We start from the raw sequence: 24163 nt of genomic DNA, 5'->3' as shown, positions 1-24163 counted from the left end.
CGACCAGTGATTTTACCAACCAGCTATATTTTATGTTCAACTTAATCCCTTAAAAAAACGCGCCATAATGTCATAGCCATACTACGCGATTTCTCACGCTTTGCTTTTGCTGGCGGGTGACTTTCAGATTTTGCCAAGGGAATATGCGCCACGCCGCTGCGCATTATCCATTTACGGGAAAACGCTGACGTCAGGGCCCGGCTTTTCAGGATTTTGCCATACAGTTTGAGACGTAACTTGTGGGTGGCTTTACGGTAAGCGTGATTCATATCTGGTGTATCCCGCAGCAGTACCGATTTGAGGATCTCCGCGCTGTCCAGCGCATAGCTAATCCCTTCCAGCGAGCTGGCGCTGATAAAACCGGCCGCTTCACCAATCAAAAATGCGTTGTCCTCGCCGCAGACGAAGTCTTTCCAGCGTGAGGGGAATAGCACCGTACATTTTTCACTTTTCACCGGTTTGCCGAACTGGAAATGGAACGCTTCCAGCTTCTCTTTCAGCGCGTCAAAGCGTGCCTGTCCGTCCTTCATGGGGTAGGCACCACCAAAGATAAAATAGCCATCTTTGCTGATACTCCAGGAATAACAGTCAGTTGCATCGTTATCAAAAATACAGGAATAGAACGGTACGGGATGCTTTTCCGCAAACCATTGTTGAATAGCGACATATTTACGGATTTGGTGCTGTGGATAGAGATGACGGCGCACCAGTGAATTCGCGCCGTCTGCCCCCACCAGATAACGTGCAGTGATCTGCTGCTCCCAACCGTCGGCGCGGAAGATAACATGCCATTTATCGCCCTCGCGCCAGATTTTCCGACACAGGCTGTCGTGATACACCTGCACATCATCAGGGATGAGAGATTTAAGCCATAAATCAAAAGCATGGCGGTTGATATTAATGTAGCTGCGCTGGTAGTTACGCGTCAAAGAAGCGGCAACATCAACCGTTTTAACGCTAAAAATCTGCGGGTTGGCGATAACATCAACGGGTAAGGTAATCCCGTCGCGGATAAACGAACGCTGGGCGTCCGGGGCCAGCAGACCGCCGCAGGGTTTAGTGAAACCTTCGTTGCCGCACTGGCGTTTTTTATCCAACGCAATCACGCGCATTTTTCCGCTCAACTGTCGCGCCAGCGCTGCGCCTGCCGGACCTAAACCGATAATCGCTACGTCAAAATGTTCCATCTTTCTGTCCGCAAAAATGAAGATGGCGATACGCTAAAGCCTGAAAGTGAAGTGCTTGTGAAGTATGATTGTTTTAATCGTCTTGTATCAGGGCATCCCATGAAGCAAATCACCTTTACGCCGCGTAATCATCAGATTACCAATATCAATACCTGGACACCGGACAGCCAGTGGCTGGTCTTTGATGTGCGCCCTTCCGGCGCCTCTTTTACCGGTGAAACAATTGAGCGCGTCAATATCCATACTGGCGAGCTGGAGGTGATTTACCGGGCTACTCAGGGATCGCACGTTGGTGTGGTGACCGTTCATCCAAAGTTGGAAAAATATGTCTTCATTCACGGGCCTGAAAATCCTGATGAAACATGGCATTACGACTTCCATCATCGTCGTGGGGTGATTGTCACGCAGGCTGGGGTGGAGAATCTGGATGCAATGGATATTACTGCGCCCTATACGCCAGGTGCGCTGCGCGGCGGGAGTCATGTGCATGTCTTTAGCCCGCACGGTGAGTTTGTCAGTTTCACCTATAACGACCATGTACTGCATGAGCGCTCTCCGGCGCTCGATTTACGCAACGTCGGTGTGGCTGCACCGTATGGTCCGGTGAAGGTCTCCGCGCAGCATCCGCGTGAATACAGTGGCAGCCATTGGTGCGTGCTGGTGAGCCAGACGACACCAACGCCAAAACCGGGTAGCGATGAGATTAACCGCGCCTATGAAGAGGGCTGGGTTGGAGAAAACAGGCTGGCGTTTATCGGTGATACGCTATCAGCCACTGGAGAGAAAGTACCAGAGCTGTTTATTGTTGATTTGCCACAGGATGAAAGCGGCTGGAAACAGCCGGGGGACGCGCCTCTGGAGGGGACTGACATGACCATGCCTGCGCCACCATCCGGTATCCGCCAACGCCGTCTGACGTTTACCCATGAGCGCGCCTTCCCGGGGCTGGTGAATCAGCCTCGCCACTGGGTACGCAGTAATCCAAAGGCAGCTGAGATTGCGTTTTTAATGCGTGATGACAACGGTATTGTACAGCTATGGCTGATTTCCCCACAGGGTGGAGCGCCGCGTCAGCTTACCCAGTGCGTTACGAATATTCAGTCAGCCTTTAACTGGCACCCATCGGGGAAATGGCTGGGATTTGTACTGGAGAACAGAATTGCCTGTTGTGATGTTCAAACGGGCGAGATTGATTTTTTAACGGAACGTCATGATAACCCGCCGTCGGCCGATGCGATCGTCTTCTCCCCTGATGGTCGACAGGTTGCGTGGATGGAAGACGTCGAGGGTTTCCGCCAGTTATGGGTGACTGAAACCGGGCGTTAATTTATGGAGCAGACATTTCTGCCGGGGGAATAACGGCGTTCGTGGCCTGGGTTCTCTCCTCGCTCTTTTCTACGCGGGATCTCACCGAGTTATCTTTGCGAAAGAGATCCCAAGGTAGCAATACCGTATCGAGCACCGCGGTAAAAGGCATATCCAGAATCGCCAGCGACTTGGTTCCCCAGTTCGTATCACTTTCGCTAATCATTGTGGCACTGGCTCGCGTGCCAGGATACGTCCCTTCTTTGCCACCTGTATGCGACATGATGCTGGAACAGCCGCTTACAAACGCCATCCCACTACACATCGTCAGTGTTACCAACATTTTTTTAATCATCATTTATTCATCTGTATTTATCGTGTTTGCATGGTGAGTTAAAGCGATCCGTTGCGAAAATAACATCACCATTTCGTCGCACTGTGGCGGCCATCGCGATTTAACGAGAACAACTGCTCCCCCCAGTGTATGCAATAGACAACAAACTGCAAAAAAAGTCAGATGAATACGCTTGAAAAGTTTGTATTAAGACCCATTTTTAGAGTGTAGACAAATGAAGGGCATGCCTGATGGGTGTCCTGGCTACCTGACCTGTCCATGATGGAAGGTCAATTATTCTCGCTGATTTCAGGAGCTATTGATTATGCGTAACTTTGATTTATCCCCGCTGTACCGTTCTGCTATTGGTTTTGACCGTCTGTTTAACCTGCTGGAAAACAATCAGGGCCAGAGCAATGGTGGCTACCCTCCGTACAACGTTGAGCTGGTAGACGAAAACCATTACCGCATTGCAATTGCCGTTGCCGGTTTTGCTGAAAGCGAACTGGAAATTACTGCCCAGGACAATCTGCTGGTGGTAAAAGGCGCCCATGCGGACGATCAAAAAGAACGTACTTACCTGTATCAGGGTATTGCCGAGCGCAACTTTGAACGCAAGTTCCAGTTAGCGGAGAACATTCATGTTCGCGGCGCAAACCTGGTAAATGGTCTGCTGTATATCGATCTTGAGCGCGTGATTCCTGAAGCGAACAAACCGCGCCGCATCGAAATCAACTAATTTTGTAGGCCGCTTCAGGCGGCCTTGCTAAGTCATCGGCTTGCCGTCAGGGAGCCGAAAGGTACCTACTCGCTTCTTAGAAGGAGATTATTATGCGTAACTACGATTTATCCCCACTGCTGCGTCAATGGATCGGTTTTGACAAACTGGCCAATGCCTTGCAAAACACCGGTGAAAGCCAGAGCTTCCCGCCTTATAACATCGAAAAGAGCGATGATAACCACTACCGCATTACCCTTGCGTTAGCCGGTTTCCGCCAGGAAGATCTGGATATTCAACTGGAAGGTACGCGCCTGACCGTGAAAGGTACGCCGCAGCAGCCGGAAAAAGAGACCAAATGGTTGCATCAGGGGCTGGTCACTCAGCCGTTCAGCCTGAGCTTTACGCTGGCTGAAAATATGGAGGTCTCCGGCGCAAGCTTCACTAACGGCTTGCTGCATATTGATTTGACCCGGAATGAACCTGAAACCATTGCTCCACAACGTATCGCCATCAGCGAACGTCCTGCATTAGATAGTTAAATAGCTCCATGCCTTTGCCCCGCCAGAAATGACGGGGCTTTTTTTGTGCTTTACCACCCATACATTGCGACTGTACTCTGCGAGAATCCATTTACTTAATGATGTTATTCACAGGGAACAGGATATGAGTGATATAGCATTGACGGTCAGCGTTCTGGCATTAGTGGCAGTTGTCGGGTTATGGATCGGCAACATAAAAATACGTGGCGTGGGTTTTGGCATTGGAGGCGTGCTGTTCGGCGGTATTATCGTCGGGCATTTTGTCGATCAGGCAGGGATGACCCTGAGCGGCGACATGCTGCATTTTATTCAGGAATTTGGCCTGATTCTTTTCGTCTACACCATTGGTATTCAGGTGGGGCCGGGCTTTTTTGCTTCTCTGCGCGTTTCGGGCCTGCGGCTGAATCTGTTTGCTGTGCTGATTGTCATCATGGGTGGCCTGGTCACCGCGATCCTGCATAAGATTTTTGCCATTCCTCTCCCTGTGGTGCTGGGAATATTCTCTGGAGCGGTCACCAATACCCCGGCGTTAGGTGCGGGGCAGCAAATTCTGCGCGATTTAGGTACGCCTGGCGACGTGGTTGACCAGATGGGGATGAGCTATGCCATGGCTTATCCTTTCGGCATCTGCGGAATTTTACTGACCATGTGGCTGATGCGCCTTATTTTCCGCGTTAACGTCGATGCTGAAGCCCAGCAGCATGAATCCACGCTGACCAACGGGCACGCACTGATTCAGACGATGAACATCCGTGTGGAAAACCCAAACATCAACAATATGGCGATTCAAGATGTCCCGATTCTGAACAGCGACAAAATCATCTGCTCGCGTTTGAAACGTGACGAGACATTGATGGTGCCGTCGCCAGGGACGGTTATCCAGATGGGCGACCTGCTACACCTGGTCGGGCAGCCTGCTGACCTGCATAACGCGCAGGTGGTGATTGGGCAGGAGGTAGACACATCGCTGTCCACGCGAGGTACCGATTTACGCGTCGAACGCGTGGTGGTGACCAACGAACAGGTACTGGGTAAACGAATCCGCGACCTGCATTTCAAAGAGCGTTACGACGTGGTGATTTCCCGCCTGAACCGTGCGGGTGTTGAGCTGGTAGCCAGCAGTGACGCCAGCCTGCAATTCGGGGATATCCTCAATCTGGTGGGGCGTCCCGCGTCCATTGATGCCGTCGCCAATGTTGTGGGTAACGCGCAGCAAAAACTGCAGCAGGTGCAGATGCTGCCGGTATTTATCGGTATCGGGCTGGGGGTTCTACTGGGTTCAATCCCGCTGTTCATCCCGGGGTTCCCGGTGGCGTTGAAACTGGGGTTGGCCGGTGGCCCGCTGATTATGGCCTTGATTCTGGGACGTATTGGTAGCATCGGTAAGCTGTACTGGTTTATGCCTCCCAGCGCTAACCTGGCGTTACGAGAGTTGGGTATTGTGCTGTTTCTCGCGGTAGTTGGCCTGAAGTCAGGTGGCGATTTTGTCGATACCCTGACGCAGGGCGATGGCCTGAGCTGGGTGGGCTACGGCATTTTCATCACTGCAATACCGTTAATTACCGTGGGTTTGCTGGCGCGGATCTTCGCCAAAATGAACTATCTGACTCTGTGTGGCATGTTGGCTGGCTCAATGACCGATCCCCCGGCTTTGGCGTTTGCTAACAACCTGCATGCCACCAGCGGGGCGGCAGCGCTCTCCTACGCTACCGTTTATCCGCTGGTCATGTTCTTGAGGATTATTACCCCGCAACTGCTGGCGGTACTCTTCTGGGGATTAGGTTAAAACTGACTTATCCGGCCTGCATCTTCTGTAGGCCGGATAAGACGGTATTTTACTTCTCATGTTTGAGCACTGCCGAGGGCGCATAGCCAAACTTGTGTTTAAAGGCTTTGCTGAAATGAAACGAGTCAAAAAAATTAAGCATATCCGCCACCTGTCCGACCGTATTTCCTTCCTGCTTTAATAGTGAAAGCGCCAGTTCCAGCCGGGCATCGAGATAATATTCCTTCGGCGTTTTACCGGTGTAACGTAAAAACAGACGACGTAGCCACGCCTCGCTACAGGGGATGGTGGCCGCCATATCTGCCACGCTCCATCGCATTTGCAGGCTGGCATGCAGAGTGGCAATCAGTTTTTCAATCTGTATTCGCTGTGGGTCTTTTTTACCTTCGGCATAAATAAGACAAATCCATTGATAAATTATTTTCGTGAGAAAGGCGACTGCCAGATTATTTTCCATTGAGTCTGAAGATGTAATTAATCGCGAGACTTCGATCAGCTCCTGATTATAAATATCACCATTATAAATAATACTTTGTTGGCGTAGCGGAATATCCATTATGCTGGTTGGCGTGAACTCCATCCAGTATTGTTCCCATACTAATCCTTCACAATGATAAGACTGGATGTCTGTTGGTTTTAAAAAAATTATACAGTTTCCGGTGAGGGTAATGTGTTCGCCACCTTTGAGTAGAATTTTCCCACAGCCCTGGACGGTATAGACAGCAACCCATGAATTAGCTATCAGTGGCTTTTTCTTATCGCGCGGCCAAATAACCCGGTAATGTTCGTCGGCATAGGTATGCCACAGCGAAATCAATGAAATTCCGCTAGAGATCACATTTTCGTTAATCAACAGGGGAATATTGTACGTAGTTTCGTTTTTTACATGCGAACTTTGCATCTTTCCATTCATTTTAATTTCCCGACGGAGAATTATGCCCACAACCTGAACTTAACAGAAAAAATCTGTTCAGGGATATGACGTTTTTATTTTAAGAAATCTGACTGCCTGACCCGGTGCGTAATACCTCCGAATTTCCCTACCGCTGCCGGGACATAATGATAAAAAGGGCTATGAGATGAATACGCTACAAATTCTAAGCTTTGTGGGTTTTACGCTGCTGGTGGCGGTAATCACCTGGTGGAAAGTACGTAAGGCGGATACCGGATCGCAACAAGGTTATTTTCTTGCCGGGCGTTCATTGAAAGCGCCGGTGATTGCCGCGTCATTGATGTTAACTAACCTTTCCACCGAACAGTTGGTTGGTCTGTCCGGTCAGGCTTACAAAAGCGGAATGTCGGTCATGGGCTGGGAAGTCACCTCTGCGGTGACGCTTATCTTTCTGGCGCTGATCTTTCTGCCTCGCTATCTGCAACGTGGTATCGCTACGATCCCTGATTTTCTGGAAGAACGTTACGATAAAACCACGCGGATCATTATCGACTTTTGCTTTCTTATTGCCACTGGCGTCTGCTTCTTGCCGATTGTGCTTTATTCAGGGGCGCTGGCGCTAAACAGCCTTTTTCACATCGGTGAATCACTGAATATTTCTCAGGGGGCAGCAATCTGGTTGCTGGTTATTTTGCTGGGCCTTGCCGGGATTATTTATGCGGTGATCGGCGGATTACGTGCGATGGCGGTGGCTGATTCCATCAATGGTATAGGGCTGGTGATTGGTGGATTGATGGTCCCTGTATTTGGCCTGATTGCGATGGGAAAAGGCAGTTTTTTACAAGGTGTTGAGCAACTGACCACCGTGCATGCGGAGAAATTAAACTCGATTGGCGGGGTCAACGATCCGCTGCCGATTGGTGCGGCCTTTACCGGTTTGATTCTGGTGAATACCTTCTACTGGTGTACCAATCAGGGCATCGTGCAACGTACGCTGGCTTCCAAAAGTCTTGCCGAAGGGCAGAAAGGGGCATTGCTCACAGCGGTATTGAAAATGCTCGATCCGCTGGTGCTGGTATTACCGGGTTTAATTGCTTTTCATCTGTACCAGGATCTGCCGAAGGCGGATATGGCATATCCGACGCTGGTAAATAACGTACTACCTGTCCCTTTGGTGGGTTTTTTCGGTGCCGTTTTATTCGGTGCGGTAATCAGTACGTTCAATGGATTTTTAAACAGCGCCAGTACTTTATTTAGCATGGGCATATACCGACGAATTATTAATCAACACGCCCAGCCGGAACAGCTGGTTCGGGTTGGGCGTAAGTTCGGATTCTTTATTGCGGTAATTTCCGTACTGGTAGCGCCGTGGATCGCTAATGCGCCGGAAGGACTCTATAGCTGGATGAAACAGCTCAACGGTATTTATAACGTGCCGTTGGTGACCATCATCATCATGGGATTCTTTTTCCCGCGCATCCCTGCGCTGGCAGCGAAAGTCGCCATGGGGCTCGGTATCGTTAGCTACATCACCATTAACTATCTGGTGAAGTTCGACTTTCACTTCCTTTACGTTCTGGCCTGTACCTTCTGCATTAACGTGGTGGTCATGCTGGTTATCGGTGTTATCAAGCCGCGTGCCACGCCGTTTAAATTCCATGATGCTTTCGCGGTAGACATGAAGCCGTGGAAAAACGCCAAATTTGCCTCTGTCGGTATCCTGACCGCGATGCTCGGCGTCTATGCCGGACTGGCGCAGTTTGGAGGGTACAACACTCAATGGCTGACGATTCTCTGCTACTCAATTACGGCGGCAGTGATGGTGTATTTGATTTACAGCAGTTGGCAGTCGCGCCGTATCTCTACTGCACAATGTGTCTCTGACGCTAAGGATAAAGCATGACCCGCCCTAATTTTCTGTTCATTATGACCGACACTCAGGCGACCAATATGGTCGGCTGCTACAGTGGTAAGCCACTGAATACCAATAATATCGATAGCCTGGCGGCGGAAGGCATTCGCTTCAATTCCGCTTATACCTGTTCACCGGTATGCACCCCGGCCCGCGCGGGGCTGTTTACCGGTATTTATGCCAACCAGTCCGGCCCGTGGACCAATAACGTCGCACCGGGGAAAAACATTTCCACCATGGGGCGCTACTTCAAGGATGCGGGCTACCACACCTGCTACATCGGCAAGTGGCATCTCGACGGGCATGATTACTTTGGTACCGGCGAGTGTCCACCCGAGTGGGATGCCGACTACTGGTATGACGGGGCTAATTACCTCGCGGAACTGACGGAAAAAGAGATCGGTTTGTGGCGTAACGGCCTGAACAGCGTGGAGGATTTGCTGGTCAACAATATCGACGAAACCTTCACCTGGGCGCATCGTATCAGCAACCGGGCGGTCGATTTCCTCCATCAGCCAGCGCGTGATGACGAACCCTTCCTGATGGTGGTTTCCTATGACGAGCCGCATCACCCGTTTACCTGTCCGGTGGAGTATCTGCAGAAATATCAGGATTTTTACTACGATCTGGGCGCAAAAGCGCAGGATACCTTGTGTGATAAGCCTGAGCATCATCGCCTGTGGTCGCAAGCGATGCCATCTCCAGTGGGGGATGACGGACGTTATCACCACCCGCTCTATTTTGCCTGCAACGATTTTGTTGACGATCAAATTGGCCGGGTGATTGATGCCTTAACGCCAGAACAGCAGGAGAATACCTGGGTCATTTATACCTCCGATCATGGTGAGATGATGGGGGCGCATAAGCTCATCAGTAAGGGGGCGGCAATGTATGACGACATCACGCGAATTCCGCTGATCATGCGCCCGCCGCAGGGAGAACCTATGCAGGTAGACACGCCGGTCAGTCACATCGATCTGCTGCCGACGATGATGGCGCTGGCGGGTATTGAGAAGCCACAAATCCTGCCGGGTGAAAACATTCTTAACATTGAAAAGCCACGCGGTGTGATGGTGGAGTTCAACCGTTATGAGATTGAACATGACAGTTTTGGCGGATTTATCCCGGTACGCTGCTGGGTGACGGACGACTGGAAGCTGGTGCTGAACCTGTTTACCAGCGATGAGCTTTACGACAGACGAAACGATCCCGATGAGCTACACAACCTGGTAGATTCACCACAATTGACCGACGTTCGCTGCCAGATGCACGACGCGTTGCTGGACTATATGGAAAAAATCCGCGATCCGTTCCGCACCTATCAGTGGAGTTTGCGTCCCTGGCGTCCAGACGCCGTACCGCGCTGGATGGGCGCTTTCCGCCCACGCCCGCAAGACGGCTATTCTCCGGTGGTGCGTGATTACGACACCGGTTTACCAACCCAGGGCGTAAAAGTGGAGGAGAAAAAGCAGAAGTTCTGACTACAATGCCATCTGACGCAAATACCCACATTTGCACTTACCTGTAGGCCGGATAAGGCGCCAGCCGACATCCGGCAATGACAGTCAGAGGAGTTTGGATGAAGATTTCCCGCCTTGGAGAAGCCCCGGATTATCGCTTCTCGCTGGCAAATGAACGTACCTTTCTGGCGTGGATCCGTACCGCGTTGGGATTTCTGGCGGCGGGCGTTGGTCTCGACCAACTGGCTCCGGATTTCGCCACGCCGGTAATTCGTGAGCTTTTGGCGCTGTTACTGTGTCTGTTTGCCGGTGGCCTGGCGATTTATGGTTACCTGCGTTGGCTGCGTAATGAGAGGGCAATGCGTCTGAAAGAGGATTTGCCGTATACCCATAGCCTGTTAATCATCAGCCTGATTTTGATGAGCGTCGCGGTGATTGTCATGGGACTTGTACTGTATGCCGGATAGCCGTAAGTCGCGACGTATCGCCGACCCGGGGTTGCAACCGGAACGAACATCGCTGGCCTGGTTTCGTACCCTGCTGGGCTATGGCGCGCTAATGGCGCTGGCGCTGAAGCACAACTGGCATCAGGCGGGCTTTCTGTTTTGGGTTTCAATTGTGGTGCTGGCCATGGTGGCGATCGTACTTTGGCGCTATACCCGCAGTCGTACCCTGATGGACGTTACGCATAGTGATTTTTCTGAATCTCGCGCGGTGCGTGACAAATTTATGATCTCCCTCGCGGTGTTATCCCTCGCAATACTGTTTGCTGTAACGCATGTTCGCCAACTTATTGCATTTATCGGGAATTTAGCATGACAGGATGTCAGGTCATGGCCAAGCCGGCCAGCTCTCGTTGTAACCTTGATTGTCGTTACTGTTTTTACATTGATAAACCCACGCAACCCGAAATGGATGATGCCACCTTAGAGACGTTTATTCGCCAGCATATTGCCGCGCAGCCAGGGTCTGAAGTGATGTTCGCCTGGCAGGGCGGGGAGCCAACCCTTTGTGGTATCGACTTTTTTCGCCGCGTAGTGACCTTGCAAAAACAATACGGGCAAGGGAAGCAAATCCATAATGCTTTCCAGACCAACGGGATTTTGCTCAACGACGAATGGTGTCAGTTTTTACGTGAAAACGGCTGGCTGGTTGGGATTTCCCTGGATGGCCCCGCCGAGTTGCACGATGCGTATCGCGTTAACCGCAGCGGAAAACCGACTCACCATAAGGTGGTGGACGCCATTGCCAGGCTGCGTGAGCATCAGGTGGAATTCAATCTGCTGGTGGTGGTGAACTCTCTGAACAGTCAGCGGCCCGGGCAGATGTATCGCTACCTTCGCCAGCTTGGCACGCCCTTTTTGCAGTTCATTCCGCTGGTTGAATATGATGAAAAAGGCGAGCTTACCGCTGAATCCGTACCGCCACGGGCGTGGGGAACCTTCCTGAATTCCGTCTTTGATATCTGGGTCAGAGAAGATATTGGCCGCGTATTCGTCCAGTTATTTGATTCAACCCTGGGCGTATGGTGCGGGCACCCGGCGCAGATGTGTTCTCTGAGCTCCACTTGCGGGCATGCGTTTGCCCTGGAAGCGAATGGCGATCTGTATCAGTGCGATCACTATGTCTACCCTGATTTTCGCCTGGGTAATATTCATCACACGTCGCTGAGTGAGCTCAATGCCAGCCCGCAGGCAACGGAATTTGGTCAGTCCAAGAAGACCACGCTGAGTGCGGAATGTCAGGCGTGTTCGCTGTTACGCTTTTGCCATGGTGATTGTCCAAAGCATCGCGACAGCAGTGGAAAGAGTGCGATTTGCGGCGGGTACAGCGCTTTCTTCAACCACACCGCGCCGCATATGCGCGTGATGCGTGACCTGCTTAAGCAGCATCGCTCACCGATGGAGCTGATGGCGATGCTGCGTTAAGCTCAGCGGTATTTAACGTCCTTTGGCCAGATACTGCGCCATTTCATCTTCCGGGACCATTCCACCGCCGGTCGCCCACACCAGGTGGGTGGCGTTATTGAGCTGATCCGCGCTGAAGCCGTGCATGTGCTGATAGTCAGCAGAGGCGCAAACGTGTTGCGGACCGGCCATCCCTGCCAGCGCTGACGGTTCGAGGCGAATACCTTCTTCCTGCGCCAGCCAGACCAGCATGTCGTACATAGTCTGATCGTCCAGGGTGTACAGACCGTCGAGCAGACGTTCCATTGCCCGGCCAACAAAGCCAGACGCACGGCCGACAGCCAGCCCATCAGCCGCCGTCAGGTTGTCGATGCCAATATCCTGCACGGAAATCGTATCGTGCAGTCCGGTATAAATCCCCAGTAGCATGCACGGTGAATGGGTTGGTTCTGCGAAGAAGCAGTGCACGTTGTCGCCAAACGCCAGCTTCAGGCCAAACGCCACGCCGCCAGGGCCACCGCCGACGCCGCATGGCAGGTAAACAAACAGTGGATGGTCTGCATCCACCACGCGCCCCTGCTGGGCAAACTGCGCCTTTAAGCGCTGTCCGGCCACCGCATAGCCTAAAAACAGCGTGCGCGAGTTTTCATCATCGATAAAGAAGCAGTTTGGATCGGACTCCGCCGCCTTACGGCCCTGTTCAACCGCCACGCCGTAATCTTCTTCATACTCCACGACCGTCACACCGTGGCTGCGCAGTTTGGCTTTTTTCCATGCGCGGGCGTCGGCAGACATATGCACTGTTACCTTAAAGCCGATACGGGCGCTCATTATACCGATAGACATGCCGAGGTTACCGGTGGAGCCTACCGCGATGCTGTACTGGCTAAAGAACTGTTTGAACTCAGGCGAAAGCAGAACGCTGTAATCGTCTTGTGTGGTCAGCAGACCGGCTTCCAGCGCCAGTTTTTCCGCGTGGGTCAATACTTCATAAATACCACCACGGGCTTTAATCGAGCCAGAAATTGGCAGGTGACTGTCTTTCTTCAGCAGAATTTCGCCATTGATGCGCTGCCCGTACTCTTTCTCCAGCCGCTTTTGCATGGCCGGAATCGCGGCCAGCTCAGATTCAATAATGCCGCCGGTGGCTGCAGTTTCCGGGAATGCCTTTGCCAGGTACGGCGCGAAACGCGTCAGACGGGCGTGGGCATCCTGAACATCGTGTTCAGTCAGGCCAACATACGGTAAACCTTCCGCAAGAGAGGTGGTGCCAGGGTTAAACCAGGTTGTCTCCTTGAGAGCAACCAGATCTTCCACTAAAGGATACTTGGCGATAAGTGTTTGAATGTTTTCCATAGTTAGTCTCTTTGCGCTAGATAATAAAGGAAAGCAGGAATGTGCAAGCCAGTGCAATCACGGACGCGATAAATGTCGCGGTCGTATAGTATTTAAACGTTTCATTCAGGGTGGCACCGCAGTATTGCTTCACCAGCCAGAAGAGGGAATCGGTGACGATCGTGCAGCCAATAGCGCCAGAACCGATAGCAATGGCGATGATCTCCGGGCTGACGTTGGGATAGAGCGGCAGCATCGGTGCCACGATTGCCGTCGCGCCCATCATCGCCACCGTGGCAGAGCCCACTGCAGCGTGCAGGATTAACGCCACCAGCCACGCCAGCAGAATCGGGTGCATATGCATGTTCGAGAGGATCAGCGCGAGGGTATCCGCCAGCCCACTGCTCTTGAGGATAGCGTTGAATGCGCCGCCTGCGCCGATAATCAGCAAAATGTTAGCAATCGAGCCAAAACCATTTTCAGTGTGGGTCAGCAATGCACCCATACCGATGTGCTGACGCAGGCCGAGAATGTAATAGGCCACGAAAACGGCAATAAACATCGCGGTGATCGGGTTACCAATAAACTCCAGCAGCGTATATACCGTGCTGCCTTTCGCCATGTTCAGCTCAGCGACGGTTTTTACCAGCATCAGGCCAATCGGCAGCAGAACGGTAAACAGCGTAGCGCCCAGCGACGGTAGCGTACTTTCGTCACGCACTTTGAGGTCAGAAAACTCAGCCGGAACCGGTTTAAACGGCAGACGGTTACCGAGGAATTTCAGATACAGCGGGCCGCCGATAAGCGAAGCCATCAAGCCGACCAGTAAGCCGTAGACAATCACGGTGCCAATGTCCGCGCCCAGCTTGTTCGCCACGAACAGGGCGGCCGGATGCGGTGGTACCACGCAGTGCACTGCCATCAGCGCCGTACACAGTGGAATCGCCAGCTTCAGTAATGAAGTATTGGTTTTCTTGGCAATCGAAAAAGCCAGCGGAATCAACAGCACCACGCCGACTTCCACAAACAGCGTGATCCCACAAATCAGCCCGACCAGCACCATAATGACGTCGGCGGAAAGCCAGCGGCAGCGCTGCAGCGTCAGGCCAATGCGTTCGGCTGCACCGGACACTTCCATCATTTTGCCCAGAATGGTCCCAAGGCCGATAACCGCGGCGAGGAAGCCCAGCGTACCGCCGATGCCACTCTCAATGGCATTGACCATATCCAACGGCCCCATGCCCATCATCGTACCCACGAAGAAGCTGGCTAACAGCAGCGCCAGAAACGGGTGGAATTTGAACTTCACGATGGTCAAAACGATTAACACGATGCTTATCAGCAGCGTGCTCACAACCCAGATTTGAGAGTGCATAACTCACCTTGCCCTGTGATTAATATAGGGGTATTGGACAAAAATAAGGCAGGGTCTGACAAACGATATAAATCCCCCTTCACATGAGCCAGATTGCATCAAATGAGTGATTTATGTCTAATTGCGCTTGGTTTATGCGATATGGTTCACTCTGAATCACCTTTATGCTGATTTTTGCAGCGAACTTTTTTACACTCCAGCGCACGAATCAGGAGGACAGGAGGTGAGAATGGATCCCCTACGCGAAGTCAGAAACCGGCTGCTTAATGGCTGGCAGTTGTCAAAGCTGTATACGTTTGAAGTGGCGGCCCGGCATCAGTCGTTTGCGCTGGCGGCAGACGAGCTGTCATTGAGCCCCAGCGCCGTCAGCCATCGTATAAATCAGCTTGAAGATGAGCTTGGCATCCAATTATTTGTTCGTTCTCATCGCAAAGTGGAACTCACTCACGAGGGCAAACGGGTATTTTGGGCGCTGAAGTCGTCGCTGGACACGCTCAACCAGGAGATTCTTGATATTAAGAATCAGGAGCTCTCGGGGACGCTCACCGTATACTCACGGCCTTCTATCGCCCAGTGCTGGCTGGTTCCGGCGCTCGGCGATTTTACCCGTCGCTACCCGTCAATTTCGCTGACCATGCTGACCGGGAACGACAACGTCAATCTGCAGCGTGCGGGTATCGATCTCGCCATCTATTTTGACGATGCACCCTCCGCGCAGCTCACGCATCATTTTCTGATGGATGAAGAGATCCTGCCGGTTTGCAGCCCGGACTATGCCTCTCGTTATGGTCTCACTGGCTCGCTGGTGAATTTGCCGCACTGTACGTTGCTGCACGACAGACAGGCGTGGAGTAACGATTCCGGGACCGATGAGTGGCACAGTTGGGCGCAGCATTTTGCGGCGAATTTGCCGACATCGTCGGGGATTGGTTTTGATCGTTCTGATTTAGCAGTGATTGCGGCAATGAACCATATCGGCGTGGCGATGGGCCGAAAACGGCTGGTGCAAAAACGCCTCGACAGCGGAGAATTGATTGCGCCTTTTGGCGATATGGCGCTGAAATGTCATCAGCATTACTACATCACCACGCTGCCCGGCAGGCAGTGGCCGAAAATCGAGGCGTTTATTGGCTGGCTACAGGAGCAGGTTAAATAAGCGGGTCGCGAATGTTTTTTACGCTTTCGCTCTACACGGAAAGTGAAAAAGCGTGCTAAATACGTGATATCACTCCTGATGATTTGCGTAAGGACGACCGTGTTAAAGCCGATTGTTTCCCTTTTACTGTTGGCCAGCGCCACCGTGTGTGCCGCGCAACCTGTGTTGACGGCGGCGCAGTATGTGCAGCAGCTTGGGGTTGGGATGAACGTAGATTGGGCGCGTACCGATCGGGGCATCCGTGAATTCGATCCGCTGGTGGTGCGGGATTATAAGGCGAAAGGGTTGACCCATGTGCGCATTCGCGTGGCGGGAGAGCCTACGGAGGCGCGGCTTATACATCTGCGCAAGCTGGTGGAAGCCTGCGAACAGTATGGCGTGATCCCGATAATCGCCTATCAGGCTGATGAGTATAAAAAAGACCCCAGTGTAAGTAACGAAAAAGAGGTGGTTAACTGGTGGGTGGCGGTGGCGCATTACTTTGGCCAAAGCTCGCCGTTGCTGGGTTTCGACCTGATATACGAACCCTCTGATAAGCTCACCCATAATCAGGCGTCGCTCAATCGGGTGTATGACAAAACTATCCGTACCATCCATGCCATCGATCCACAGCGAATGATTTTTATCGCGCCGCGACTGCATGCCGCTCCGGAAGATTTGGTCAACCTAAAGTTGCCGCCGCAAAGTCAGAATACCGTGCTGGCCCAATGGCATATTTTCCCGTGGGGACCGCTGAAAAATAACGGCAAATACCCGTGGACCTCTGGGACTGCGTCAGAAAAGGCCGCCATTCGCGCCCGAATCAATACCGCTATTCACTGGCAGCAGAAAACCGGTCATGTCAGCTGGGTAGGTGGCTGGTCGGCGGGAGAAACCATCAGGAACGCGCCTTCTGCCTCGCAAATGGCGTTTGCCCGCTTTATGGCTTGCGAGCTGAAGAAAGCGAAAATTCCCTATGCTATCAATGCGGATACGCAGTTCTATGATGGTGAGGAAGGGGCATGGCGCCCGGCGCTCGAGCCGTTATTAAATACCATGATTGCCCCTGAGTGCGAAAAGCCCGGCGAGAAGCCGGGCCATCATACGCTTAAACCGCCTGTCCCTGATGCGACACGCGTGACGCCAGCGGGAGCCAGCAAACAAAAATCAACAGCCCCATAAGGGTCATCAGCAGGCCCAGACTGGCTTGCCCGGTCTGCGGCAGCATGGCAGAGAACCACGCCAGCACGCCGGAACCAATGTTCTGTAATCCGCCAACCAGCGCGCCAGCAGTACCGGCCAGGAACGGGAAAGGCTCCATTGCGCCGCTGGTTGCCAGCGGAAACAGCATCCCGGCACCGAAGAAAAACAGTGCGGCGGGAACCAGCAGCGTCCAGACGTTCATCACGTCAAACAGGCCTGGGATCCACATCATCAAACCGGCGACCAGACAGCAGATAACCGACTGCCACATCAGCGTCGAGAAACGCTTGTTCGGGCGACCGGCGAACCAGGCGCCGAAAAACGCCGCCGGGATGGGCAAAATAAACAGGATGCTGACTACCATGCTGCTTAAGCCGAGTCGCGCACCTAACAACACCCCGGAGCAGGCTTCGAAGACCGCAACGCCCGCCAGACCGCCGATCAGCATCAGCACGTAACAGGTGAAAGAGCTGTTGCCAAACAGGGTTTTGTAGCTGGCGATAAGTCGTGGGCGCGGTGCACCTGCGGGGCGCGTTTCCGGCATCCAGCGCGCCATGCTAAACGTGACGCCTGCGCACAGAACCAACAGGAAGATGTAGCACGCGCGCCAGTTCCACAGGGTATCCAACATACCGCCAATAAGCGGAGCCAGCAGCGGGCTGACAAGAATCCCCATGTTTAACAGGCTGTTCGCATGGCGTAACTGCGAGCCTTCGTACAGATCGCGCGGTAAGGTTCGCGCCATCACACCGCCGACGCCCGTTCCCATCCCCTGTATTGCGCTGGCGATAATCAGTACCGTCAGGCTGTGGGTGGTTATGGCGACCAGCGTAGCCAGCATAAAAATGGACATCCCAGCGAGGATCACCGGGCGGCGGCCAACGCGATCGGAAAGTGGGCCGTAAATCAGTTGTGACAGGCCGTAGGTCAATAGATAGGCGGCCATCACGCTTTGCACCGCCCCTTCGCGAACGTTCAGTTCACGCGCCATATCAGCAATCGCGGGGATATAAATGGTTTGCGCCATCTGACCTACCGCCACCAGTAATACCAACATCAACAACAAATTGACGCTTCTATGCCTTTTCATTTCGCTGATTACTTTTCAAAAAGTGAAAAAATAAGAATAAGGTGCTGAGCTTTCCCGTAAATGCGCGTGGAATCTACCACAACAGAAAAAGAAGGCCAGATAGTGGGCTGGAATGTTTAAACGATGAACGGCAGGAAATGTAAACAAAAAGCGGCAACAAATGTTGCCGGATTGCATCGGGTTTACAGAGGTCATGATAAGCGTAGCAAAACTGCGCCTATGGCAATGCCTCCAGCCGCAACAAGACGTATTCCGGCAACCTTCTCTTTCAGTAGCAGCCACGCGAGCAGCGCGCCAAACAGGATGGAAGTTTCACGCAGCGCAGCGACTACCGCCAACGGAGCCTGAGTCATGGCCCACAGCGCCAGACCGTAAGAACCCATTGTGCCAATCCCGCCAAGAATACCTTTTTTCCACTGTTGTACCAGATAACGTGACGCTTCCCGGCGTCGGGCAATCATCGCCCAGCCCAGCAGGCAGGAACCGTTCAGAAAGAAGGTCCACAGCGTATAACCCAGCGCGGTTTCAGATAAACGTACGCCGGTGCCATCAACCAGCGTATATCCGGCGATAAAGCAGGCGTTAATGAGCGCCAGCACGATCCCGCGTTGCGAGCTGCTGCGTCCGTTAAACGCCATGCCGAGGATCGCCAGACAGATCGTGGAAATCCCCACCCAGGCTAGAACAGAGAGGCTATCGCCAAGAAACAGGACGCTGATAATTGCGACCAGTAGTGGCGCTGTGCCGCGCATTAACGGATAGGTCTGGCTCATATCCGAAACCTGATAGGTTTTGGCGACCAGGACGGTATATACAATTTGCAACGCAGTTGAGACGGCTAAAAACGGCAGGCTGGCGGCGGAAGGTTGCGGCGCAAAGGGTAAGAAAATTAATGCCATAATTGCAGCAGAACCGCTGACACCGATCGCTGAGTACAGTTTATCGTTTCCAGCTTTAACAATGGCATTCCAGCTGGCATGCAGCAGCGCGGCGAACAGCAAAATGCAGAAAACAGAAAGCGTCATGGTGGAATTCTTCCCTGAGAATGTCATAAAAACGTAACATATTGGCGCGACACAAGCACCAGGGAGAAGGTGAAAGGGGAGCGGAGTGTTACCCGCCCCCCTTAGGTGCGACTTGAATCCGAATTACTTAACGTATTTCAGAACAGCATCAAGTAGTTGCAGTGCTGCAACAATGAGTTTGAGGATAAGAATAGCGATATCCACGAGGCTCATACGCTCTCCTTTTGGTACAAGGAGCACGGTGCTGACGTACCTCGCCGCTGCCTGTTGCCAGCACCTTTGTTGACATAACACAGTGTGCTCACACGGGGGTTAAGGCGCTGACGGCACCACCCGTTTCAGCCAGGACTTTGATGCGCCGGTTTACGATGCGGCCCCCGCATAACACATTGCGTACCGAGACATTATAGATAAATACTGTATAAATTAACAGTATTTTATGGACGTTACGCTATTCATGTTCCATACTCAAAACCATCAAAATTCGTGCCGAAATTGCGTGTTCTTCGCAGAACGCGTATACTTTTTTCGTTGACATAACACAGTGTGTTCGGCGGCTACCAACCGCACAGCACTGAAAAAAACCTCGCTCCGGCGGGGTTTTTTGTTTTTCAGCAATGCACAACGAAATGTGATCGTTGACGCATTTTTATGCAGATGAAAATTTTTCCATTGTCACGCTGAAAAACCTGTGTTTGTATAAATCCAGTTAATCAACAAACAGACAGGTCCCTAATGAACCCTTCCATGCTGACTGCGACCCTACTAAAAACTGCGCCATCTCGCGCAGCGGTCGTCGTGCGTGTGGTGGTGGTCGTCGGCAATGCGCCGTAGGGTCCGAATCAACACACGATTCCAAAACCCCGCCGGCGCAAACCGGGCGGGGTTTTTCGTTTCAGAGACCTGCCCGGAGCAAAGGCCCAGAATAAAAGGACTGGAGCATGGCAAGTTCGGGCATAACATCCAAGCGTACGCGTTTGACGGGCGCAGAATTCATCGTTCATTTCCTGGAACGCCAGGGAATTCAGGTTGTTACCGGTATTCCCGGCGGATCGATTCTTCCCGTCTATGACGCCTTAAGTCAAAGCACGCAAATCCGTCATATCCTGGCGCGCCACGAACAAGGAGCAGGGTTTATCGCGCAGGGAATGGCGAGAACCGATGGCAAACCCGCCGTCTGTATGGCCTGCAGCGGACCGGGCGCAACCAATCTGGTGACCGCCATTGCTGATGCGCGTCTGGATTCCATCCCGCTGGTGTGTATCACCGGGCAGGTTCCGGCTTCAATGATAGGCACCGACGCCTTCCAGGAAGTCGACACCTACGGCATCTCTATCCCCATCACTAAGCACAACTATCTGGTCCGCCATATCAGTGAATTACCGCAGGTCATGAGCGATGCGTTCCGCATTGCGCAGTCCGGACGTCCAGGCCCGGTGTGGATAGACATTCCTAAGGATATTCAAACCGCCGTTTTTGACATTGAAGAGATGCCGGAGCCTGCGCAGAAAATGGCGGCGCCAGCGTTCAGCCAGGACAGCATTCGCGATGCCGCAGCCATGATTAACGCCGCACAGCGTCCGGTGCTGTACCTCGGCGGCGGCGTGATTAACGCACCTGAGCGCGTACGTGAACTGGCGGAAAAAGCGATGCTGCCCACCACTATGACCTTAATGGCGCTCGGTATGTTGCCGAAAGCGCATCCGCTGTCGTTAGGCATGCTGGGCATGCACGGCGCGCGTAGCACTAACTTTATTCTGCAAGAAGCGGATTTATTGATTGTTCTGGGCGCACGTTTTGATGACCGGGCGATTGGTAAAACGGAGCAGTTCTGCCCGAACGCCAAAATCATTCACGTGGATATCGACCGCGCGGAGCTGGGTAAAATCAAACAACCGCACGTGGCGATTCAGGCGGATGTCGATGAGGTTCTGGCACAATTGATCCCATTAATTGACGCGCAGCCGCGAGAGTCGTGGCATCAGACGGTGGCCGATTTACAACGTGAATTCCCTTGCACTATTCCGCAGGAAAGCGACCCGCTCAGCCACTATGGATTGATCAACGCCGTGGCTGCCTGCGTAGACGATAGCGCCATTATCACCACCGACGTAGGCCAGCATCAGATGTGGGCGGCACAGGCTTATCCGCTGAACCGTCCGCGTCAGTGGCTGACCTCCGGCGGTCTGGGAACTATGGGCTTTGGCCTGCCAGCGGCAATTGGCGCGGCGCTGGCCAATCCAGACAAGAAAGTGCTGTGCTTCTCCGGCGACGGCAGCCTGATGATGAATATTCAGGAAATGGCGACAGCCAGCGAAAATCAGCTGGATATTAAAATCATCCTGATGAATAACGAAGCGTTGGGTCTGGTGTATCAGCAGCAGAGTCTGTTCTATAAGCAGGGTGTTTTTGCCGCGACCTATCCAGGGATGATTAACTTTATGCAGATAGCCGCCGGGTTTGGTCTCGAAACCTGCGATCTGAATAACGAAGCGGACCCACAGGCAGCGTTGCAGGAGATTATTAATCGTCCTGGGCCTGCGCTGATTCACGTGCGCATCGATGCCGAACAAAAAGTGTACCCGATGGTGCCGCCGGGTGCGGCAAACACAGAAATGGTGGGGGAATAAGCCATGCAACAGCAGACTCATGACAACGTAATCCTGGAACTCACCGTACGCAACCATCCGGGCGTAATGACTCACGTTTGCGGGCTGTTCGCCCGCCGCGCGTTCAACGTGGAAGGCATTCTCTGTCTACCGATTCAGGACAGCGATAAGAGCCGCATCTGGCTACTGGTCAACGACGATCAACGTCTTGAGCAGATGATAAGCCAGATCGACAAGCTGGAAGATGTGGTAAAAGTGGCCCGCAACCAGTCCGATCCGTCGATGTTTAACAAAATTACCGTGTTCTTTGAGTGAGTTAATCGCCGTCTGAATCCGGGGTGATCACTTTGACAGAGCCGTTCCGGCAGTGGGTTGCGTAATCTGCCGGTAACGGACGGTCGCTTATCAGTACGTCAAAGGTGGAGAGTGGACCAATGCTGGCGGGGGCGACCTCATCGAACAGGGCGTGGCGCGTCAGCAGAATTTTGCGTAATCCGCGTTCCATCGCTTTGCGTTTTGTGGCCAGATCGTCCGGATTGAACCAGCTAACGCCGAAATGCTCATGGACTCCGCTGGCGGAGATAAAGACTTTCCGTGGGTTGAGTGCATCCAGCGGGGAGGGATTGCTGGTGTCGTAAAAGGCGTCACTTTTCGCCCGGTAGGTCCCCCCGCAAAGAATCGCTGTGGCGTTGGGCTTTTCATTTAGCGCTACGAACACCCGGTGCGAGTAGCAAATCCCGGTAAAGGAAATATCGTCCGGGATCATGCTGACCACCAACGGCATTTCCGCACCATTATCAAAAAAGACCAGATCATTTTCACTCACCAGTCCCGCAGCCAGAATGGCAACCGGTAAATCGTCGCGGTGATACTGTTTTTGCGCGGGGAGTGGCGCGTTAACGATGGCAGCAGGTTTGTTCACCATCACAATGTAACCACCGAGCAGCGTGAGTGGTAACGGTTCGTCATCCTGACTGAGATCCCGACGAATAGTCATCACGGAAACTTCCAGCATTCGTGCCGCCTCTTTCAGATGGATTCGGTCGGTCTTCTTCAACAATTCCATCAGACGTCGAATACGTTCTTTTTGCTTAGTTTCCATGTGCTTCTCCACGAATCATGTTCCCATGTTCCTTCAGTAACATTTTTGTGTTTCTGAGAACATGACATTGCCGCATTACTATACGTCTGACTATCCGGAAATAAAAGCGTGTTTTTTCACGTTTTATTGATTATAACCAGTTAATTTTCAGTCAATTGTAAGCAACTTCATCATTTGTATTGTGATGTGGGTGTAACAGTTAGTGCAATAAATAAACAATAAAATGATCTTCCAATCGCGATCCTAGTCACAAATGATACGAAAGTAACATGATAATGTTATTTTAATATCATTGTTGTGTGATTGTTTCTGAGAGGTAGTAAAATGGATATCGCGGTTATTGGCTCCAACATGGTGGATCTCATCACCTACATCAACCAGATGCCCAAAGAAGGGGAAACGCTGGAAGCACCGGCGTTCAAAATTGGCTGCGGGGGCAAAGGCGCAAATCAGGCCGTTGCGGCCGCTAAGCTCAATTCCAAAGTGCTGATGCTGACAAAAGTCGGTGATGATATTTTTGCGGATAACACTATTCGCAATCTCGAATCCTGGGGAATTAATACCACCTATGTCGAAAAGGTACCCTGCACCAGCAGCGGTGTCGCACCGATCTTTGTTAATGCCAACTCCAGCAACAGTATTCTGATTATTAAAGGAGCGAACAAATTTCTCTCCCCGGAAGATATCGATCGTGCGGCGGAAGATCTGAAAAAATGTCAGCTTATTGTCCTGCAACTGGAAGTGCAGCTGGAAACTGTTTATCACGCGATTGAATTTGGCAAAAAACACGGTATTGAAGTGTTACTAAATCCCGCCCCTGCATTACGGGAATTAGATATGTCTTATGCCTGTAAATGTGATTTTTTTGTGCCGAATGAAACCGAGTTGGAAATATTAACCGGTATGCCAGTGGATACTTATGACCATATTCGCGCAGCGGCACGTTCTCTGGTTGATAAAGGTCTGAACAATATTATCGTCACCATGGGTGAGAAAGGTGCGCTGTGGATGACGCGTGACCAGGAAGTCCATGTTCCAGCGTTTAAAGTGAACGCTGTCGATACCAGTGGTGCAGGCGACGCTTTCATCGGTTGTTTTGCTCACTATTACGTTCAAAGCGGTGATGTGGAAGCCGCCATGAAAAAAGCCGCTCTCTTCGCTGCTTTCAGCGTTACCGGGAAAGGCACTCAATCATCTTATCCAAGCATCGAACAATTTAATGAGTTTCTTACCTTAAACGAATAAT

General features: G+C 52.2%; 24 protein-coding genes and 1 other annotated feature. Of the genes, 15 read left to right on the top strand and 9 right to left on the bottom strand.

Going from position 1 to position 24163, the window contains the following annotated elements; translation table 11 throughout:
* Positions 1-41: 41 nt before the first annotated feature.
* Positions 42-1187: a colicin M resistance lipid reductase CbrA gene (cbrA, locus tag OGX86_RS14835; protein WP_032945448.1), complete on the bottom strand. Its 1146-nt coding sequence runs from the start codon at positions 1185-1187 to the stop codon at positions 42-44.
* Positions 1188-1286: 99 nt separating this feature from the next.
* On the opposite strand from cbrA, the gene OGX86_RS14830 reads away from it, so the two are divergent.
* Entirely contained in the window at positions 1287-2513 is a 1227-nt protein-coding gene (locus OGX86_RS14830) for a YidR family protein (RefSeq protein WP_136391321.1), read from the top strand.
* Position 2514: 1 nt separating this feature from the next.
* Here the strand turns inward: OGX86_RS14830 and OGX86_RS14825 are convergent, their stop codons facing one another.
* Positions 2515-2847, bottom strand: a complete 333-nt coding sequence (locus OGX86_RS14825) for a YceK/YidQ family lipoprotein (RefSeq protein ID WP_003023879.1) — start codon at positions 2845-2847, stop codon at positions 2515-2517.
* 238 nt (positions 2848-3085) lie between these two features.
* Positions 3086-3158, top strand: a sequence feature (ROSE (Repression Of Heat Shock gene Expression) occurs in the 5'-region of heat shock genes and acts as an RNA thermometer to modulate expression.).
* Here OGX86_RS14825 and ibpA point away from each other — a divergent pair.
* The 3 genes from ibpA to OGX86_RS14810 all read left to right on the top strand — a co-directional run bounded on the left by ibpA (position 3152) and on the right by OGX86_RS14810 (position 5872).
* Complete coding sequence (gene ibpA / locus OGX86_RS14820; protein WP_003023882.1) at positions 3152-3565, top strand: small heat shock chaperone IbpA; 414 nt, start codon at positions 3152-3154, stop codon at positions 3563-3565. Its footprint overlaps the feature before it by 7 nt.
* Positions 3566-3657: 92 nt before the next feature.
* Positions 3658-4086 (top strand): small heat shock chaperone IbpB, encoded by a 429-nt coding sequence (gene ibpB, locus OGX86_RS14815; protein ID WP_003827096.1) that lies wholly within the window; start codon positions 3658-3660, stop codon positions 4084-4086.
* Positions 4087-4210: 124 nt separating this feature from the next.
* Positions 4211-5872 (top strand): putative transporter, encoded by a 1662-nt coding sequence (locus OGX86_RS14810; protein WP_048227364.1) that lies wholly within the window; start codon positions 4211-4213, stop codon positions 5870-5872.
* 49 nt (positions 5873-5921) lie between these two features.
* Here OGX86_RS14810 and OGX86_RS14805 read toward each other — a convergent pair whose 3' ends face one another.
* The gene (locus tag OGX86_RS14805; protein WP_048227363.1) at positions 5922-6785 is read right to left on the bottom strand and encodes a helix-turn-helix transcriptional regulator; all 864 of its coding nucleotides are present in this window, start codon (positions 6783-6785) and stop codon (positions 5922-5924) included.
* Between the two features lie 166 nt (positions 6786-6951).
* On the opposite strand from OGX86_RS14805, the gene OGX86_RS14800 reads away from it, so the two are divergent.
* The 5 genes from OGX86_RS14800 to OGX86_RS14780 all read left to right on the top strand — a co-directional run bounded on the left by OGX86_RS14800 (position 6952) and on the right by OGX86_RS14780 (position 12064).
* Positions 6952-8667, top strand: coding sequence for a solute:sodium symporter family transporter (locus tag OGX86_RS14800; protein WP_286640245.1), 1716 nt, complete (start codon positions 6952-6954; stop codon positions 8665-8667).
* Positions 8664-10157, top strand: a complete 1494-nt coding sequence (locus OGX86_RS14795; protein ID WP_286640244.1) for a sulfatase-like hydrolase/transferase — start codon at positions 8664-8666, stop codon at positions 10155-10157. The genes OGX86_RS14800 and OGX86_RS14795 overlap by 4 nt, the downstream gene beginning before the upstream one ends.
* Before the next feature lie 98 nt (positions 10158-10255).
* Positions 10256-10603 carry a YidH family protein gene (locus OGX86_RS14790; RefSeq protein WP_006687714.1) on the top strand — a complete coding sequence of 116 codons (348 nt, stop codon included), beginning with the start codon at positions 10256-10258 and terminating at the stop codon, positions 10601-10603.
* Positions 10593-10955, top strand: a complete 363-nt coding sequence (locus OGX86_RS14785; RefSeq protein ID WP_043018797.1) for a DUF202 domain-containing protein — start codon at positions 10593-10595, stop codon at positions 10953-10955. The genes OGX86_RS14790 and OGX86_RS14785 overlap by 11 nt, the downstream gene beginning before the upstream one ends.
* Complete coding sequence (locus OGX86_RS14780) at positions 10952-12064, top strand: anaerobic sulfatase maturase (RefSeq protein WP_167493765.1); 1113 nt, start codon at positions 10952-10954, stop codon at positions 12062-12064. The genes OGX86_RS14785 and OGX86_RS14780 overlap by 4 nt, the downstream gene beginning before the upstream one ends.
* A gap of 12 nt (positions 12065-12076) precedes the next feature.
* On the opposite strand, the gene dsdA is transcribed toward OGX86_RS14780, so the two are convergent.
* A complete protein-coding gene (gene dsdA / locus OGX86_RS14775) occupies positions 12077-13399 on the bottom strand; it encodes a D-serine ammonia-lyase (protein ID WP_286640243.1) in 1323 nt (440 codons plus the stop codon).
* A gap of 16 nt (positions 13400-13415) precedes the next feature.
* On the bottom strand, positions 13416-14753 hold the full coding sequence (gene dsdX, locus OGX86_RS14770; protein ID WP_048227357.1) for a D-serine transporter DsdX: 1338 nt from the start codon (positions 14751-14753) through the stop codon (positions 13416-13418).
* Positions 14754-14982: 229 nt separating this feature from the next.
* Here dsdX and dsdC point away from each other — a divergent pair, with 229 nt between their 5' ends.
* Positions 14983-15909: a DNA-binding transcriptional regulator DsdC gene (gene dsdC / locus OGX86_RS14765; protein ID WP_286640242.1), complete on the top strand. Its 927-nt coding sequence runs from the start codon at positions 14983-14985 to the stop codon at positions 15907-15909.
* Positions 15910-15987: 78 nt separating this feature from the next.
* Positions 15988-17070, top strand: coding sequence for a cellulase family glycosylhydrolase (locus tag OGX86_RS14760; RefSeq protein ID WP_048227380.1), 1083 nt, complete (start codon positions 15988-15990; stop codon positions 17068-17070).
* On the opposite strand, the gene emrD is transcribed toward OGX86_RS14760, so the two are convergent.
* The 3 genes from emrD to tisB form a co-directional block, all read right to left on the bottom strand.
* The gene (emrD, locus tag OGX86_RS14755; RefSeq protein ID WP_048227356.1) at positions 16997-18181 is read right to left on the bottom strand and encodes a multidrug efflux MFS transporter EmrD; all 1185 of its coding nucleotides are present in this window, start codon (positions 18179-18181) and stop codon (positions 16997-16999) included. The genes OGX86_RS14760 and emrD overlap by 74 nt on opposite strands.
* Positions 18182-18372: 191 nt before the next feature.
* A complete protein-coding gene (locus OGX86_RS14750; protein WP_286640241.1) occupies positions 18373-19206 on the bottom strand; it encodes an EamA family transporter in 834 nt (277 codons plus the stop codon).
* A 123-nt stretch (positions 19207-19329) separates the two neighbouring features.
* Positions 19330-19419 carry a type I toxin-antitoxin system toxin TisB gene (gene tisB / locus OGX86_RS14745; RefSeq protein WP_003023909.1) on the bottom strand — a complete coding sequence of 30 codons (90 nt, stop codon included), beginning with the start codon at positions 19417-19419 and terminating at the stop codon, positions 19330-19332.
* Between the two features lie 522 nt (positions 19420-19941).
* Here tisB and ivbL point away from each other — a divergent pair.
* From ivbL to ilvN, 3 genes are all read left to right on the top strand, one after another.
* The gene (gene ivbL / locus OGX86_RS14740) at positions 19942-20040 is read left to right on the top strand and encodes an ilvB operon leader peptide IvbL (protein ID WP_003827118.1); all 99 of its coding nucleotides are present in this window, start codon (positions 19942-19944) and stop codon (positions 20038-20040) included.
* Between the two features lie 107 nt (positions 20041-20147).
* On the top strand, positions 20148-21836 hold the full coding sequence (gene ilvB / locus OGX86_RS14735; protein ID WP_286640240.1) for an acetolactate synthase large subunit: 1689 nt from the start codon (positions 20148-20150) through the stop codon (positions 21834-21836).
* 3 nt (positions 21837-21839) lie between these two features.
* Positions 21840-22130, top strand: a complete 291-nt coding sequence (gene ilvN, locus OGX86_RS14730) for an acetolactate synthase small subunit (RefSeq protein WP_003023914.1) — start codon at positions 21840-21842, stop codon at positions 22128-22130.
* A gap of 1 nt (position 22131) precedes the next feature.
* On the opposite strand, the gene OGX86_RS14725 is transcribed toward ilvN, so the two are convergent.
* On the bottom strand, positions 22132-22917 hold the full coding sequence (locus OGX86_RS14725) for a DeoR family transcriptional regulator (protein WP_003827122.1): 786 nt from the start codon (positions 22915-22917) through the stop codon (positions 22132-22134).
* 324 nt (positions 22918-23241) lie between these two features.
* On the opposite strand from OGX86_RS14725, the gene rbsK reads away from it, so the two are divergent.
* Positions 23242-24162 (top strand): ribokinase, encoded by a 921-nt coding sequence (gene rbsK / locus OGX86_RS14720; protein WP_003827124.1) that lies wholly within the window; start codon positions 23242-23244, stop codon positions 24160-24162.
* The last annotated feature ends 1 nt before the right edge of the window (position 24163 follow it).

The organism is Citrobacter sp. Cpo040 (assembly GCF_030332915.1).
Classification (GTDB): Bacteria; Pseudomonadota; Gammaproteobacteria; order Enterobacterales; family Enterobacteriaceae; genus Citrobacter; species Citrobacter portucalensis.
The sequence above is the reverse complement of the archived record's forward strand: the minus strand, read 5'-3'. Positions and strand labels throughout refer to the sequence as shown.